The 17,704-nt window shown below is 40.8% G+C and carries 14 protein-coding genes; all 14 read right to left on the minus strand.

The window, feature by feature from the left end:
• Window positions 1–27: 27 nt before the first annotated feature.
• Entirely contained in the window at window positions 28–1,221 is a 1,194-nt protein-coding gene (locus tag HV832_RS03640) for a GumC family protein (protein WP_223827129.1), read from the minus strand.
• Window positions 1,218–3,527 (minus strand): polysaccharide biosynthesis/export family protein, encoded by a 2,310-nt coding sequence (locus HV832_RS03645; protein WP_223827130.1) that lies wholly within the window; start codon window positions 3,525–3,527, stop codon window positions 1,218–1,220. Before HV832_RS03645 ends, HV832_RS03640 begins: the two co-directional genes overlap by 4 nt.
• Window positions 3,528–3,630: 103 nt before the next feature.
• On the minus strand, window positions 3,631–4,767 hold the full coding sequence (locus HV832_RS03650; RefSeq protein ID WP_176802209.1) for an MraY family glycosyltransferase: 1,137 nt from the start codon (window positions 4,765–4,767) through the stop codon (window positions 3,631–3,633).
• A gap of 419 nt (window positions 4,768–5,186) precedes the next feature.
• Window positions 5,187–6,188, minus strand: a complete 1,002-nt coding sequence (locus HV832_RS03655) for an EpsG family protein (RefSeq protein ID WP_176802210.1) — start codon at window positions 6,186–6,188, stop codon at window positions 5,187–5,189.
• A gap of 183 nt (window positions 6,189–6,371) precedes the next feature.
• A complete protein-coding gene (locus HV832_RS03660) occupies window positions 6,372–7,445 on the minus strand; it encodes a DUF1972 domain-containing protein (protein WP_176802211.1) in 1,074 nt (357 codons plus the stop codon).
• A 75-nt stretch (window positions 7,446–7,520) separates the two neighbouring features.
• Entirely contained in the window at window positions 7,521–8,321 is an 801-nt protein-coding gene (locus HV832_RS03665; RefSeq protein WP_223827131.1) for a glycosyltransferase family 2 protein, read from the minus strand.
• A 101-nt stretch (window positions 8,322–8,422) separates the two neighbouring features.
• The gene (locus HV832_RS03670) at window positions 8,423–9,595 is read right to left on the minus strand and encodes a glycosyltransferase family 2 protein (RefSeq protein WP_176802213.1); all 1,173 of its coding nucleotides are present in this window, start codon (window positions 9,593–9,595) and stop codon (window positions 8,423–8,425) included.
• 1 nt (window position 9,596) lies between these two features.
• Entirely contained in the window at window positions 9,597–10,607 is a 1,011-nt protein-coding gene (locus tag HV832_RS03675) for a polysaccharide biosynthesis protein (RefSeq protein WP_176802214.1), read from the minus strand.
• A gap of 29 nt (window positions 10,608–10,636) precedes the next feature.
• Window positions 10,637–12,001 (minus strand): lipopolysaccharide biosynthesis protein, encoded by a 1,365-nt coding sequence (locus tag HV832_RS03680; RefSeq protein ID WP_176802215.1) that lies wholly within the window; start codon window positions 11,999–12,001, stop codon window positions 10,637–10,639.
• Window positions 11,998–13,113 carry a DegT/DnrJ/EryC1/StrS family aminotransferase gene (locus tag HV832_RS03685; protein WP_176802216.1) on the minus strand — a complete coding sequence of 372 codons (1,116 nt, stop codon included), beginning with the start codon at window positions 13,111–13,113 and terminating at the stop codon, window positions 11,998–12,000. Before HV832_RS03685 ends, HV832_RS03680 begins: the two co-directional genes overlap by 4 nt.
• A gap of 9 nt (window positions 13,114–13,122) precedes the next feature.
• Window positions 13,123–14,208: a DegT/DnrJ/EryC1/StrS family aminotransferase gene (locus HV832_RS03690; RefSeq protein WP_176802217.1), complete on the minus strand. Its 1,086-nt coding sequence runs from the start codon at window positions 14,206–14,208 to the stop codon at window positions 13,123–13,125.
• Between the two features lie 4 nt (window positions 14,209–14,212).
• Window positions 14,213–15,031, minus strand: coding sequence for a GNAT family N-acetyltransferase (locus HV832_RS03695; RefSeq protein ID WP_176802218.1), 819 nt, complete (start codon window positions 15,029–15,031; stop codon window positions 14,213–14,215).
• A gap of 139 nt (window positions 15,032–15,170) precedes the next feature.
• Window positions 15,171–15,926 (minus strand): undecaprenyl pyrophosphate synthase, encoded by a 756-nt coding sequence (locus tag HV832_RS03700; protein WP_176802219.1) that lies wholly within the window; start codon window positions 15,924–15,926, stop codon window positions 15,171–15,173.
• 3 nt (window positions 15,927–15,929) lie between these two features.
• Window positions 15,930–17,429 carry a hypothetical protein gene (locus tag HV832_RS03705; RefSeq protein ID WP_176802220.1) on the minus strand — a complete coding sequence of 500 codons (1,500 nt, stop codon included), beginning with the start codon at window positions 17,427–17,429 and terminating at the stop codon, window positions 15,930–15,932.
• Window positions 17,430–17,704 lie beyond the last annotated feature (275 nt).

Raw genomic sequence — 17,704 nt, forward strand, 5'->3', positions numbered from 1 at the left:
AATGCACACACAATTTCCCGGCATAGTTCAGAAATAGGACTTCAGCAAACGCCACTTTTCTTGCTCTTCCGAGTTTTTTGAGCGATTCAGTGCTTCCGAAACAAAAGCAATTATAAAAGACAGCATTAACCCAAAAAATGCAGCCGCAATTGTGATCAATGACCGCTGTGGTTTAACCTTATACTCCGGCTCAACCGCCTTATCCAGCACCTGAATTAAGGGCGCATCTTTTGCCTCATCAAGGCGAGCCACCTCATACTGTTTCACAAGCAACTCATATAGCATCTGATAATATTTCACATCGCGCAAGGTTTGCATATTATTGACACTACCATCCTTTACTTTAACCGCGTCGGACTCATTGGCAGGCTGACTGCCATTTTCAAGCTTGGCTAATTCTTGACGCATACCCAGCAATTCCTGATTCGCACGCTTATATTCGTTATTATTTTGCGTCACAAATGCCTGCATTGATTTCAATTGAATTTCTTTTGCAGAAATACCCGCCCGCAATCTCGCTACGGTTTCCAACACCGCCTTACTTTGGGCGTCAACACTCAACATTCCCTTACTACTCATCGTATTTGCCAGTGACATTTCCGCAGAAATCATCTTATCTTTTGTCAATTCCAGCTGCTTCTCAAAAAATATCCGGCGCTGAGAAGCCTCAGTTAATGCAAATTTTCCGGTCAAAGCCATCAATTCCTCAACGTATGCATTTGCAATAGCGGCAGCAATCTTAGGATCCTTATCCTCGACATCAATGGAGATAATATTATCCTTCCCCGATACAATCGAGGCATTTCCATCCAACTGTTTTCTTGCACTCTCCAGAAATTTGGCCCCATAACGTTTTTGCAAGTCGAAACGCTGAATCAATTTATCTGTGATCGTCCGGCTCTTCAGCATGCCGATATATAAATCATTCGGACTTTTTAATCCCAGAGCGACTCCAGCACCACCAGCCAATCCACCTAACTGACTCAACATTGCCGATGCTGTCGATTGACTTTGCTGAGGAGGTAAAATTTTCGTATTTGCTTTATATGCATTCGGTAATATCAGGCTCACCAGCAAACCAGCAACAGCAAATCCGATGGGATATAAGATAATTTTTTTCTTATGCTTAGCCAGCATAAGCAAAATATCCATCAGGCTGATGCCATCATCATCTTCCATTTGAGCATGTTGCTCTTGATTCAATGTAACCATACTCATCATTTCAAAGTCTTAATTGCTGCAGCACCCAAGCCAAATCCCGATAGAATCTGCGCCCAATCTTTCAAGCCATTTGTAAATACTTTATAAGGAGTTTCTTTATTCAGACGATCCGGCACAACAATACTATCTCCAGGCATGATTTCAACAGAGTTGATACTGGAAAACCAGCCACGACCAGCAGAAGACGCTACCGTACCGTTAGGGCGCAAGACAAATACCCCATCCATGTCCGCCTCGGAGGTTGGCCCTGCATCAGCCAAATATTTTTCAACAGTCATGCCTTTACGCCAAATAATCGAGGCTTCCTGATTGACCGCACCGAATACATGAACAAAATCTGGCCGACTAGGAATCACTAACTGATCGCCATTTTCCAGTTTAAGTGCAGGCAATTTATCAAAATTCTCATCATTTGCCGCCAAACCGAACGAAATACGACCCGTCGCTTTCAACTCACGCATTTTTGCCAGCACCTGAGCACTTGCTTCCTGTTCCGCCTTCAGTTTTAACGCAATTACCTGTGCATCTACTGCACCGGATTGATTGGCTGCGGCTTTAGCATTTTCTGTACGACTTTGCGATTCCAGTCTGCGTACTGCTTTCTCCAGGTTGAGCTGCTGCTCCTGGCGGACCTTCTCACGATAAAACTCAGTACCAAACAAATAAGCATTCGAAGTTGTGCCGCCCGCTTTCGCGATTAGAGACTGTATCGTTTCTCCTGGCCCCATCTGATACACACCGGGAACATTCACCTCTCCCTCAACGCGCGCAAAAACCTTACGTTTCGCAACTGGCACCTGAATATCGTTTTGAGAAAAAACCGTCACGGCATCACCTGCCTGCAAACGCAGATTATCTTCGCTTTCGGGATTATCCATTGCCCGACCAAGATTAAACGGCAACAAACTCACGCTTAAGGTAGCGCGGTCAACACGTTCAATGACGGCATATTCCCAATTGACATCATCAATCAGATTACCGATATTCGCAGAAATTGAAGCTGCATTTTCCTTAATCAATCCTTTATCATCTATATCACCGTTAACACCATGAATCACAGAGCCATTCTGACGTCGCACCGACGCCCGTGTTATTAAAGCTTCACGATTCGGAATGAGATCACGGATACGCATACCCGCTTTGAATGGCACCCGCAATGCCTGATTGACGTTACCACGTAAAGTCACAGCATTCGAAAAATCTGGCGTAATCGATGCCACAGTCAGCAAATCACCATTCTTAAACGTCTTGGTCAAGCCAGCCTGATTCAAGGAAAACTCCTCCACCGTACGCGGCTGAGATTTGTTTGGATCGATCCGCTCCAGAAATGCACGGCGCGGATCTGCGACTACTGGCACACCACCAGCAAGGTCAAGAATACTCGCAACAGACTCATTTGCAGATTTCAACTCATAAATCGCCGGCACATTTACTTTACCGGTTAATGCGACATAACCTGCCGCCGCTGGAATATAAATCGTATCGCCATCCTGCAGTTTTACGTCATGACTCTTGTCGCCCTTGGCAATAAAAGAATATAAGTCGAGACTACCAACAATTTTCCCTTGTCGCTTCACCTGGACATTACGCATGGAACCAGTCAGATTCGGTCCGCCGCTGACCAGCAATGCTGTCACCAAAGTTGAAAATCCAGATACAGTATAAGAGCCCGGCTTTCTCGCCTGCCCTACCACATAGACGGTAATAGCGCGCAGACGACCAAAACTGACGCTGACAGCAACATCACGGTAGAGCTTACCAATGGAAGATTTGATGACTGCATCTGCTTCGCCGGCTTTCACTCCCACCATGGGGACGGCACCTATCGTCGGGATATTAATCAGACCGTTACGATCCACGGTCGCGCGATAATCAATATCGACACTCCCCCAGGCTCGGATCAACACCTCATCACCGGCACCCAGCACATAATCCGAAGGAATCGGCGTATCTTGCAACGGGGCAAAACTAGATGGCGGACGAGAAAAGAACTCCTCGCCAAATAAGGGTAACTGCTTACCAGTTGCATACTCGACGAAATTCTGAAATTCGCTTCTTTCCTGCTTTTTATTTTTCACAAAATAATGAGCGTCTTCTGCGGCTGATCGGGAGTTGAATGCGGCATTATCGGCAGTACTATTCTGATTAAGCGATTGATTAGTAATGCGCGGAGCTTTGCTGACTCCTGTTGAACTCAATGAGCTATCACCAACCGCCATTGAGTCTTGAATATTTTGAAAATTAGTTTGCTGCGCAAAAACGGTATTTGCAGCAAGAATAGCAAAAATGGGAAGCGCACTCTTCATTATTCGATGCATAGATAAGTACTTTAATTAATTTAATTTATAGCCAGCTTCAAAGAGCCGAACAGTTAAAACGCTCTATAACAACCCGACTATGTGGCTGAAGTCAAACATTCGATTTTGCTTCAGACCTATCAGAGCCTAACGCAAAATCGCCACCCACAGTCACCCAACGTTTAATTTTAAAACGCACAATCATTGCATAAAATGTGCAATAGCACAAAATAAACATCGCAATCAACGCCAATACCATAGAGGTATTTGACCAGAAAAACAAACCAGGAATAATTGCCAGCGAAGCCATCCCCCATAAATATGGTGCGGTTAACGAGTTGCGCTTAATCATATGCTCGGGCTTTTTAGAACCGACGCGATATCGCACCACTCGCTTATAGATCAAGGAATGCAGATGCAAAGCATCCGGTAAGCCAGCCGGCACCCCACGCAGCACCTTGCGCCTGTAGATAGAAAACACCGTTTCCCAAACTGGATAAATGACCAGCAACAAAGGAAACCATGGTGAAACACTGGGATTTCTGTACACAAGCATCATACAAATTTCAGCAATGACAAATCCCCACAAATAGGCTCCACCATCACCCGCGAAAATTGTTCCTTTAGGATAATTCCAACACAAAAAACCGATAGTAGCGCCGATCATTGCAACACATAAGCCAAGTAACAAGGTGTCATTCACCTGATGACTCACAAAGCCCAGAGCAGATAAAATTAACACCACCACGCCACCTGACAAGCCATTAAAGCCGTCGATAATATTGGTGGCATGCGTGATTCCGCCAACCGCCAACATCACCAACAGCGCATTGAAAACGATGTAATTCGTTACCAGATGATCGAGCAACGGCATCCCCAGACGCACCAGCTTAGCATCTAATAAATACATGCCTAGCAAGGCGGAAAAAAAAGCAGCCAACAACCGCTTCAAAGGGCTAACTTTTTTTGTCAAATCTTCAATCATTCCAGCCAACCAGACTGGCAATAGCGTCAGCACGAACAGCTGTGTATTTAAATGCGACTCGCCGAAATACAGCATGAGCAAACCAGCTAGCAAACCACAAATTACAGGCAAGCCACCAATACGCGGCGTCGCGCCATGATGCATTTTTTGGGGGCCAGAACCAACATGATCCGTCGTTAAATGTTGATGGACGTGTTTAAAAAGAATGAGTCCAAAAGACGCTAGCCACGAAACAAATAGGGCGGCGGACAATACGTTAATCATAAAAACCTTTTAAAAATTCCGTCAGTATTAGTTTATTATTTTTTTTCAAAAAAAAACCGCAAAACTTAACTCATGCCAATAATTGCGCGAAGCACAATATCATTAATATCTGCAAGTCCCAAAAAATAGAGTTTGGACTTTCACAAATTTCACGCCATAGTATGCTTGCTATTTTTTACTGAAAAATGACATAAATTGAAATGCCACTAACATTAGGGATTAATACACATGCTCGCGGCACACATCCGGAACGGTCAAACCGTTCTCAGGTTACTTCAGGATTGCCATGATTTGGCCGTCAGAAAACCTTGATTGTTTCATTGCAGAACTCTCTTCCTCGATGGGTGAAAATTCTACTTCCGATCCCGCTTATTGCTGGGGGATTACTGCCCCCTAGCTGCTCCCTCATCAGAAGAAACTTACCCATATATAAGAACCTGATAATTATTAGACATAAAAAACATAAAAAATAAATGTGCTAATAAAGGAATCAAGACATAGCATGCAGAAATTACCCCTTGCCTTTCAGATCTTGTAACTAAGAATAATTGAAGTACAACTGCAAAAATTGCATATCTGTATGTAATTGCCGGGAAAAATAAGTAGCATAAAAATAGTAAAATAGAAGAAAAAATAATAGATTTATTTTCTTCATTAGTGATGTATTCTTTATCGCGAAAATATCGAACTACATAGATCCAATACAACGGCAAGGTAATGTATAGAATAAATGATAACGATAACTCATTGACATAGATAGTGCCATAAAATTTACTTACATCCATTGCAACATTTATAAAGTCAATCATCTCATTATAAAATAATTCATAAAAAAATCCTCCAATTAAAAATATCAATAAAATAACTAATTTGAGTGCTTTTTTAGGAAAATTGAAATTCAATAACCAAAGTAGCAAAGGGCTGTAAGTCAACGTAGAATTATGGGCAACAACAGCCAAAGCAGCAAAAACAAAAGCAAAGAATTTATTTTTTCTTAAATTTGCAATAGCACCAAAAAATAGTAACGTACCAAAACACTGACGCATTGCGTTTGTCATTAGTTCTAAGCCGAACATACTAAACATGATTGCGCAAGCCCAAAGAAACGTGCCATTTCTCCATTTAGAAAAAAGAAGAAAGAAAAGTGGCAATAACATTGCAACCTGGAATAAAAACAACCAATCTAATTGAGTACCACAAGCGCCTATCGAAAATGAATAAAATAACTTAAATGAAAGTTCCTTATCCTCATTTTGCTCATCGATATAGTCATTGCAATACTGATGTAAGTAATGAACGTAACGCCCCGTGTCACTAGGATTATCAATACTAGGAATGGGGCGTGAAGCGAGAAGGGAAGCAAATGAAGTAGCTAAAATTAAGAAAAGTAACCATTCAAGAACTTTAAATTTTGAATTCATTTTCACCTATTAAATGGCTTAAGGAAATAATAAGTACTGGAATTTTCAACACTTTGAATGAACAAAAAATTCAACTATGTGCCTTTGATCCTTTGGATAAAAAAATCAAGTCAAAATCGACTTTGTATATGACACTTTTGTATTAGCACTCAAATTGATTAATAAAATATAATTAATTTCGCATTAATGTATAAAATCAAGCATTTGAAGATAATCTTTCGCGATTCTTTGCGAAGTGTAATTTTTGATATACGAATTGCGACTCTTAACTTCCAAACCAATAGTTGTATTGATAAGCTGAGATAGCTGGTTACTGCTCTGAAAATAACTAGCGGCAGAACCGGCAGTCGCTCGATTGAAAGTGCAGTCAAAACAAAGAATTTTATTATCGTAAAATAACATTTCTACAAGTGACGGGTTTGTACCTCCGACACTATGACCATGAAGATAGAACTCGTGTGTTTCTCTTAATTCCGCTAGTTTTCCAGCATCATAAATCGGATCCGAAAAAACTATCCTTTTTTCATTTTTATATCTCTCTTTCATCAAACGCCCGTATAACGAATTATTCCAATTGCCTACAAAGGTATAGCTCGTTAGATGGGAAGCTAGCATTCCCTCAATTAACATTTCTACTTGATTTTCAGGCTCAACTCTGCAAATCGTGAGGGCACTCTTTGTTATGACAGAAGGCTTTGGCATCAAACGAAGTACGTGATCACCTGAGTAGGAGATTAATATGGCTTTACTTTTACAACTATTCAATACAAAAGGTAGAAGTGCTTCATTGTCATACACGATTTTATTTGAACATTTTTGCGCTAAGAAATCGAATAGTTTCAAAATTTTTCTCTTTACCCATGAAAACTTTGAACGCCTCCACTCCACTCCATCAACATTCACGCTAAGATGAACTTTCATAATCCAACAAAGCAATCTAAATAATGGAAACCAAATGCCCCCCGAAACTCCCAGAACAACAATGTGACTTACAAGTGGCAATACTTTAATGAAGGCATAAAGATCATGAAAAATTGAAGAGATTCCATTTGCCTTCAAAGGAATAAACATTCGACTAACGCCATTATAAATTTCAGCCTGGTTTTCGTATGCAGACGCATCACACGTAACTATCACTTCATCAACAGACTTAGCGATTATTGGTGCGCAATGTTCGAGAAACGACTCAAAGCCCCCATATCTGTTTGGTATGCCGACTGTTCCGATAAAAGCTATTTTTTTTTTTGTATTTTTCATTTACTAATAACAACTCAATTAAGTTTAAAGTTACGGCAAGAGGGATCTCGTAAAAAATAAAAAGAGATTTGATTTCTATTTCAAGTAACGTAAACGAATTAGATCGTTCAATATTCTTGCTCCCCCAAAAATACTTCCAAAAAGATAGCGAATAACATTAGAGAAAGTATTTTTTTTCAACAAAACAGAACGAGCGTAAAACTCTCCCTTTCGCATGTTCCAGATCGCCGACGAAATCCCCCCCTTCGAACCAACTGCGCGAAAAACTTCGCTTAGGTTTTCGGGCAAATATTTCATGGTCATATTTGGTTCAATATAGTGAAGTAAATATGACCAATCTTCGCAGAATCTGAGAGACAGGCCCAGCTTTTGCTTACGTCTAAGAACGAGTGAAGGCGTTACCACTGGGTTGAATACCGTTATTAGCCAATGTAACGGTATGACCCAGCTAAAAAATTTCAACCAAATCTCAACCAATTGAGCATATTTCTCCATTCCTTTAACAGAATGAAATAATATATCCACTGGATTTTCAGAAAGACTGTCTAACACTATATCGATTTTTTTTTCAAAAAAAGCGTCGTCGGAATCTAAAAAAGCAATATATCGGTATTTTGAACGCCTAATACCTAAATTTCTTGCCTTTTGAGCTCCACCATTTTTTTTATAGCCATAAACGCGTACAGGAACTCCTGAAACATTCATTTCTGGCAAAAATGCTTTCGGGTAAGTGTCCGAACCATCATCTACAACAATAATTTCTACACAATTTGGGCGATTTGTTTTAACTGACTCAACCGCACGCATCAACGGCTCTTTACGATTAAACGTCGGTATTACGACAGATATCCCAAATTGATCATGGTCAATTTTCATTAATATAGGTGTTAATTAAACTCAAGCAATGGGTATGTTTATATCGACTTGAGTTGATTTGAAAATAGATCTCGATTTCAAACAATAGCCGCAACCAATATTCATATTGGATCTAATTTAAGATTTTTGGGTTCACTTCTTAAATACTTTTCCAAAGCTTGATGGGCGATAAAAGCATTCGGCAGATCAGAAATTACAATTGTACTTTCTTCGTTCCTTATAAATTTAGAGCGACTTAATAATTTAAAGAAAACAGCTTTTGCTTCTGAGGCCAAAGCACCAAGCATACGCTTCAAACAGAACCACAACCCAATACGCTTTCTATAGTTTGAAAATGACTGCAATGTAAATTTCGTGTAGCTTCGCTCATACAGAAAGCATTTGATATATAGCCTAGAGAAATTTAATTTTTCCGAGTACGATGGCATCAACTCAACAGCCTTCAACAATGAATAGGACCAAACGGTATAAACACTGTAAAATTCAGGTATTCGAAGATCCCAAATCAAATTTTTAAACGCACCAATATGGGGGTTATCACGCAGTCCACCCACGTGCTTACCTTTTGCACTCAAACCGGATGTACTCGCTCCAGAAGCTCCCGGTATAACAATTGGATAATCTAATCGAGCACACTTCTTCGCTTCAACAGAAATCAACGCCGCACTATATATATCAGGACTAACTCCACCAAATAAATTTCCATATTTTCTACGTATGCTATCTGCGAGTGAACGGGAGATCATCCCAGCGTAGGCTCGAGGCATATCTAATACACCACTCCCCAAATTTTCCATAGCATTTTCCAGCGCATCTATTGGATTATATTTATTGGCAACACCTGCATAATTTGAAATAGATAAAGTGCTCCCATCTGCACACCACCTTGTGTTGCTTGAAAAATCGTTCCAATAATACAAAACAGGAAAAGTGAATTTAACTGCATCGATACAATTTGATTTTGCCCATAACGCAACGTCCACAATTTTTGAGCTGACGAAATCATCATCCCCAAGAAAGACAAAGTACTCTCCAGTTGCTATCTCCAAAGCAGCGTTAAAATTATCGACAACGGAAAAAGAAGAGTTCGTCTTAACAAAACGGATTCTATTACGTTCAGAACTACTCTCAAATTCCGGGGATATTAAATCAATCTCACTTGAATCACATACGACGACTTCTATCTCGGCAGACGCTTCTAAAATGCCCTTAATCGATGGAATTGCATACCGAGCACGATTATGAGTTGGAATAATGACCGACAAAATCGGCATGTTAGATCTCCAATTCTTCGACTATATAGGAGAGTGTTTTAAGTATTATTTTTATCTCCTGCACACTTAAACGTGTTGTGTTATGAGAAGTGTAATCATCAATATTATTTGCTTCTGGTTGTCCATCCAAAATAAATTTGTCGTAATTCAGATCTCGGTTGTCTGCAGGAATTCTGAAATAACGTCCCATATCCTCCGCTTTTGCCATTTCTTCACGAGATACAAGTGACTCATATAATTTTTCGCCATGACGGGTACCAATTACTTTAACCAATGCTTCACTATTGAAGAGTTCTTTTAATGCCTGAGCCAAATCTTCAATAGTTGAAGCTGGCGCCTTTTGCACAAAAATATCTCCTTGCTGCCCATGTTCAAATGCATGCAGAACCAGGTCAACAGATTCTTCAAGAGACATTAAAAAACGAGTCATTTTTGGATCTGTCACAGTCAATGGCAAGCCAGCTTTAATTTTCTCTACAAAAAGGGGAATAACAGATCCTCTCGATGCCATGACATTTCCATACCTTGTTGCACATAATACGGTGCCGCCACCTTTCACTGTTCTTGATTTAGCTACCAGAACTTTTTCGGCCATCGCCTTTGAAATTCCCATCGCATTGATAGGATAAACAGCCTTGTCAGTGCTCAGCGATACGACTCTCTGTACGTTATTGGCGATCGCCGCGTTTAGTACATTTTCGGTTCCAAGCACATTAGTTCTGACGGCTTCCATTGGATAAAACTCGCAAGATGGAACTTGCTTCAGCGCGGCTGCATGGAAAACATAGTCGACCCCAGCCATAGCCTGGTGGATGCTTTCGTAGTTGCGTACGTCGCCAATATAAAACTTAACTTTGGAGCTATTAAGAGCAATACGCATGTCTTCTTGTTTTTTTTCATCGCGACTGAAAACAATAATTTCTTTAACGTCTGTATTCAAAAAACGGTTCAGTACAGTATTTCCAAAAGAACCCGTACCACCAGTAATCATTAAGGTTTTGTTATTAAACATTTAAATCCTTACAATACAATTATTAATTTTTATAAAAAAGTATACTTAAAAAGAAAACTAAAACTAGTAAGTCCGCTTAAAACAAACATTGCCAAGAGAAAAGATTTTTGTCCTAATTCCTTGACAGCTGGCAAATACATTGCGCGCAACCAGGAAAGTAAAGTTGATCCAACGTTATAAGCGGCATATACAAAACACACACCACTAATACTTTTCATGCTTGCAAATAATCCCGCAAAAATTAAAGTTACAACAGTTAAACCAATCGATAACCTCGCTTGAAATTTAAAATCTTTCACTGAAATCAATAGACTATAGGGGATAAAACCTAACAAGCCAAATGCTATTCCCGGTAGTAGTATTGCAACATATTGGGCTATTACTGCATTCTTCTGCGAGCTCCCCATCCACAAGTTAATTGTTGGTTCTCTAAAAAGCCACAAAATGGCACTAGGAACAATCGTGACAATTAACAAGGAAAAAACAAATTGTTCAACCACTACTTGTGTTCTAAATTTATTTTGCTCAGCTATTGCGCTTAGTAACTTAGGTTGAAAAAACTGACTAACCGGGCTAGCAAGTACCGAAATAGTTCCCATGCATAAGGTTGTTGCCAAAAAATATGGGGCAACGTCCGATGCTGACATAAAACCAGAAACAATCGGTTTATCAAGCTGGGTAACGGCAGCTCCAGCAACCGAGAATAATGCCAATGATTTGCCTCGCTTCAAAAGACTGACTATGTCTGAAATAGCAATGTTTTTAAAATTTAATCCTGTGAATTTAAATAATTTAAAAAAATAAAATCTCGTTACAAAGAAATGTAGTACTCCAAATAAACACTGAATTAAAACGAAAGCCGTTAAAGTTGAAGAAATCTCAAGTAAGACAAACGCAGTAGCACCAGCACGTGCAGCAACACCACCGACCTGCAACCAACTGGCGATAGAATAGCAGCGACTTGCAATTAACGCGGAATAATACAAATTTTGCAAAACCATGAAACAAAATAATATTATTGATCCAAAAACTACTGTGCCACCTACATCCTCCAATCCGCCTATTAATTTGAGACCGGTAGCAAACAAAAATAAAATAACATAAAAAATTATTAAACTTTTTTCTGCAGTACATATCAACGAAGTCAACTCACGTGACTTTGTGTCTGCGACTGCAAAATCTCTGCTAATCAAACTGGACATTCCCAAATCCATCATGACAAGCAATGATTGAAGCGATAAAATAACTGCAACCGTACCGAATTGCTGAGCGCCGAGTAACCTGCTATACATCGGCAAAAAAAAGACTGCTACCAAAATACCTGAAGCCTTGCCAACATAGAGCATTGCCATATTAAATACTGCCCCCCAACTCTTCTCAATCAAACTGATCATATGATTGAGTTCCTCAATTGAACTACAATCATCTCAATATCATCGTCGGCTAACCACCAACCGCATGGCACTGCCAATATTTCGTCAGTAAATTGTTTTGTCGATGGCAAATCAGCGCTTTCAGTCCTGAAGCCTGAATAAAGGTCTGTTCTGTGGTGGAGTTTTGAAACGTGTATGCCTTTTGCTTTCAATTCTCTTAACACTTTGTCTCGATTTTTCAGACGAAGCAGCATGACCCAGTAAGCGGGGATACAGTCAGCATTTGGGGTGACAATTTTTAATTCATCTATATTTTTTAATTTCTCAGTTAAGAGCAATACATTTGCTCTTGTTTTCGAAATTCTTTCGCCAACCGTTGATATTTGGGCGTGTCCCATTGCCGAATTCAAATTATTGAGCATTGCGGACCAACCAATTTCCGGAATATCGCAGTCTGGGTCGATTTCACCATCTCTATCACGAAATCTATTTAAGTCGATTCCAAATCGTCTTAATCTAACGGCTCTTTCAACATCTTTCTCATCACGACAAACTAATGCACCGCCTTCAATAGCATTTATTTGTCGATTGGGATAAAACGAATAAATCGCAAAATTTCCAAAACTACCGACTAGCTCGCCACCAACGCTGGCCAATAAAGCATTGTCACAATCCTCAATTAGCTTTAATCCAAACTCACGGCAAATTTCTGCAATTTCTTTGATCTTCGCGGGATAGCCTGCGACATGATAAACAATAACAGCCTTAGATCTTGAAGTAATTGCTTTCCGCAAAGAGTCGGGATCCATCAACCCGGTTTCCGGATCAACATCAACCCAAATCGGCTTACCGCCGGCTATTGCTATTGGAGCATTCGTTGACATGCAAGCGAAAGCTGTCGTTAATACTTCATCATCCTTTGTAACGCCGGATAAATGCAATGCGATCTGAATTGCACTTGACATATCATTCACGGTAACTACATTAGGATTCCGTATCAACTTACCAAATCCGTCTGTAAATTGCTTAACGAAAGAACCAGACGCGATCTGCCCTGAACGTAAAACGTCTGACGCTAATGCCTCCATATTTGCATCGCGGTACGTACTAAATAAGAAAATTGATGAACTCATGACTAAGGCCTAACCACGCTTAATAATATCAACAATTCTTTCGCGTTCTTCGTCGCTTACCCACCAGCCACAAGGAATGTGCAATAGTCGCTTATAGAATGCATCCAAGCCAGGTAATGGTTTTTTTGAATCGCTAAATATTGTGTGTAAATTATTAGGCTTATGCAATTTGGACGCTGCAACGCCAGCTTCATTCAGGGCTTTTTCTATGTCAGTTGAATGGTCGCTAAGCAATGTATACAACCAATAACTTGGCCCAGCTTGTGGATCACAACGAGCAAAGTCTATTCCGGCAATCGAGCTGAATTGCTGATCGTAATAATGGCCATTAGACTTATGCTTATCCAATATAGAATTGATATGATCCAATTGAACAAGACCAATAGCGCCAGTAACGTTACTCATGTTGTATTTATAGCCGATGGATTGGATATCGACTTCCGTGCGTGGGACACCTTTTAACATGCCAAACCAACGGAATTTTTTTGCCGCAGTAATATGCTTCTCATCTGCAATAGACAATACCCCGCCGTCGATTGTCGTCATATGCTTAATGGCCTGGAATGAAAACAAACCAAAATCACCAATGGCACCAATACCTTTGCCAGCATATGTTGCGCCTAAAGCATGAGCACAATCTTCAATCAAAGCTATTCCATATTCATCTGCAATAGCTCGCAACTCTGCCAAGCGAACTGGGTAGCCCGCATAATGAACAGCCACAATTGCCTTTGTTTTGGAAGTAATGTTTACTCGAACCGATTCTGGATCAATATTTCCGGATAACGGATCAACATCTGCCCACACAACTTTTGCGCCACAATACAAGATTGAAGTATTTGTAGGTTCGGCAGTCATTGGCGTGCTTATAACTTCGTCTCCAGCACCAACACCCGCCAAGACAAGAGCTGCATGTAAAGCAGCTGTTCCACTGCTCATACCCAATACGTTTGGCATATTGAAATGCTTAGCAAATTTCTCTTCAAAATCGTAAACATATTGTCCTTCCGCTACTTGACCGCTATATAACACGGCCTCTAACACTGGCATCAATACTTCTTTAGGTGGAAAGGAAACTTTAACTATTGGTATCATATTATCAAATTCTATCTAGTACTGAAATTAACATTGAATTAGGTACAACTAAAAGTGGATCACGCTCGCTCAATGCTAACCACATTTGTAAATTTGTCGGACTTGCGTTTAACTTCAATCCTAAATTACGTAATGCGTCAACTAATGGATCGTTCTCTATAAAATTTAGTCGCCACTTTTTTGGAAATTGATCAAAGAGTATTTTGGCGACAAGGCTTGGTTCCCCTGAATAATCCGCAACAATCACTCCATCAAAATCGCACAGGTAGACGATAGCTGCATTTTCATTATTAATCTCATATCTAGAAGTAGCAAAAGGAGGTAAAGGCTTAATCTTATCTTCGACACCAGGAAAGTCATCCATACGAATTGAGGCTTTACAAATATCAATCTCAGGTTGCTCAATCCAGCCATAATTCCATCTATCAGAAACTTCAAAGCCTAACCCAGAATAAATATCATGTTGATTAGTCCATAACGTGAGGTAGTCAAAGGAATTAAATTTCGCATACTCAATTACCTGAGTTAATAACTGCCTTCCTACACCAAGCCCTCGAAAATTAGGATGCACACATACCAATCCTATTAACCCAACTTTATATTGCTTTTCTTCAAGAAAATATTCTTCTGTTTTTAACACCAAGCCCCCAATCACTTGTCCAAACTCTCTAGCTTCGAAAGACTGCGCTCGTGATGACGATACATAAAGGCATGGAAAGTGGCGTCGCAACGAAATACCTCGCCCCTTTGTAGTAAAAAAAATTTCCCAAGCCAGTTCCCTGAAAGCCTGAGAAAAATTATTCGAATTTTCTATCTTAATCATGTCAAAATAATTTTCCGTAACTATCTTTAAGGTACACGAGATACGTCAATAAATTCTAAACTAAACTTTGACGTTTTCCAGATGAGCAACTATTGGATTTTTCAAGTTGAACAAAGAAGAACTTGGCTACATAACATGCCTATTGCACCTGCACTTGCTCGCTGGTTTTACCGAAACGGCGCTCTCTTTTCTGGAAAGATGTGATTGCGTCGTCCAGCGCTTGGACGTCGAAATCAGGCCAGAATGTATCTGTGAAATAGAATTCCGAGTACGCTAGTTGCCACAACAGGAAATTGGATATCCTGGCTTCGCCGCCGGTACGGATTAACATGTCCGGCTCGGGTGCGTAGGCCATCGACAAATGCGCCGACAACATGTCTTCGGTGATCTCGCCTTGCCCTATCCCTTTCGCGATCAGCTTATTGCAGGCATTTACAATATCCCAATGTCCGCCGTAGTTTGCACAAATTGTCAGGGTCAGACCGGTATTCGCGGCAGTTTCCGATTCTGCGACTCTGACCAGTTCCTGCAAATCCTGATCAAACTTGCTCAGGTCGCCAATTACTTTCAGCCGGATATTATTTTCACCCATCTTCCTGATTTCGCCGACCAGAACTTTTCTGAAGAGCTGCATTAGTAATGAGACCTCTTCTTGTGGCCGCCGCCAGTTTTCAGAGCTGAAAGCAAATAAGGTCAGATATTCGATACCGCGGTTAACGCAGGCCTCAACAACTTTATTGACTGTTTTTACGCCTTTTGCGTGTCCGGCAAATCTCGGTAAAAATCGCTTGGTTGCCCAACGGCCATTACCGTCCATGATGATGGCGATATGTTTTGGAACTGCTGCATTTTCGCCATCACTTTTTACATTTTTTGTTTTAATAATACTATTCATTTTTTATTTGCCAGGTACACCAAAAGGAAAACTCAAAGTCACATCAACTGCATTCGAGTTCAAAGCACCTTTAGCAGAACGCACACGTCCGACTCCCAACTTCAGGCGTGATTTCCCATATAGATCGATACCGCCATATACCATTGCCTGTGCAGTAGCGCCGCCCTTGGCATCCACACCGCCGCCGCCAGCTGCGCCAATCAACATCTCTGCGCCAGCAAACAATCCGGCTGGAGATAGATTGGTACGCCCACCGAGACCAATCAGACCAACGGAAAATCCACCTGCATTCCCGGCAAAAGCGCTATGCGCCTGAGCCGATAAGTAGGTATTTGGAGAAAGATAATGGTCAATTTTAAAACCCATTAACTCCAGATTATTTTTACTTCCACCATAACGTATCGCATGCCGATACTGTTGACCGGAGGCTGCCCATTCCATTTTTCGTATCGTACGCGACGTTTCCTGCCCCGAACGTGTATCCAAATCAAGTCCCAGCTGCATATTCGCATAATTTGATTTGAAATCACCATTCATGGCACGTACAACACCCCCTTCGAGCGCCACAAAAATATTCTGCGTTATTTGTGTTCGTGCATACAAACCCGCTTTAGCCAAGGCACCGCCACCTACCGGAATGCGACCACCGCCCCCCATACCGAACGCAACACGCCCTCCAACTTTGATAGTTTTTTGTATGGCAGGATATTCAACGCCAAGCAAACCAAGCACTTCAGCGTAGCCGTCTGCGCCACCTTTAACAGCTGCGCCGCTCTCGATTCCCCAATACAAAGAGTCAGAAACGAATTGGTCTACACGGAATCCTGCATAGCCTAGTGAACCTGAATAAAGATTTCCATTTAAATCTTTAACGTCATATCCTGGATGATAATTTCCGATGACTCCTGCAATGCGGTCAAATCCAAGCCCACCACGAACATTCGTAATGACAGCACTTCCCTGCGCCAAGGGAGATGAATACATGAAATCGCCATCCATCGCCAAACTAACGCCAAATTGTTTACTATCAATATGACCATTAGGGAAACGGACTTGGGATGCAGAAATACCGACACTAAATTGATTAAATCTCCACAATAGATCAAGATGTGGGCGCAACATTAAACCACCGCCGACAGAAGCAGAGCCACCGCCGCCACCGCCGACATATATTCCACCCTCAATATCCAAACGCTCATAGAGTGGCTTGCGTATCGCCACCTCACCGCCTCCAGTAAAAAAACCGCCACGCTGCCCGGTTATTGCGCCATATGCGGCGGGTCCAATATAAAGACCAGGCATAGCCTGCAGCAGATAACCTCCCCCAACCATGCCCATCATTTCATCATGAGGTAATTGAAGTCTCTCAAAACCAAAGCGGAGCTCAACCGGCGTATCCTCAATTTTGGGTGAATGCGGATCCAAAAAACCATCCGCATAGGCGAATTGCAGGGCACAACAAAATATGCTTAATGCAGCAATCTGTTTTTTTAGTAATGACATAAATGAAAAATAGTTGCATATCAAACTCATGAGTCAAAAATACCCAATCATTTAATCCGCCCATCAACTTAACTGCAAATAACACAATGAAAAGTAGCCTCAGGCTTACGATCTTTAGTTATATTTATTTTAACTTATTTTAGCATGGCATTTATGAACCAGCATCAATACCCGCCTCATGCAAAACAATACTTTTATGCATTCTGATCAAGCAAAAAATTTATATAAAATGTAAAAAATTCCCGTCAAACATTACACAAACGAAAACTTGGGAA

The sequence above is a fragment of the Cognatundibacterium oligocarboniphilum genome, assembly GCF_013377855.1.
In the GTDB taxonomy this organism is placed as follows: Bacteria; Pseudomonadota; Gammaproteobacteria; order Burkholderiales; family Burkholderiaceae_D; genus Undibacterium; species Undibacterium oligocarboniphilum.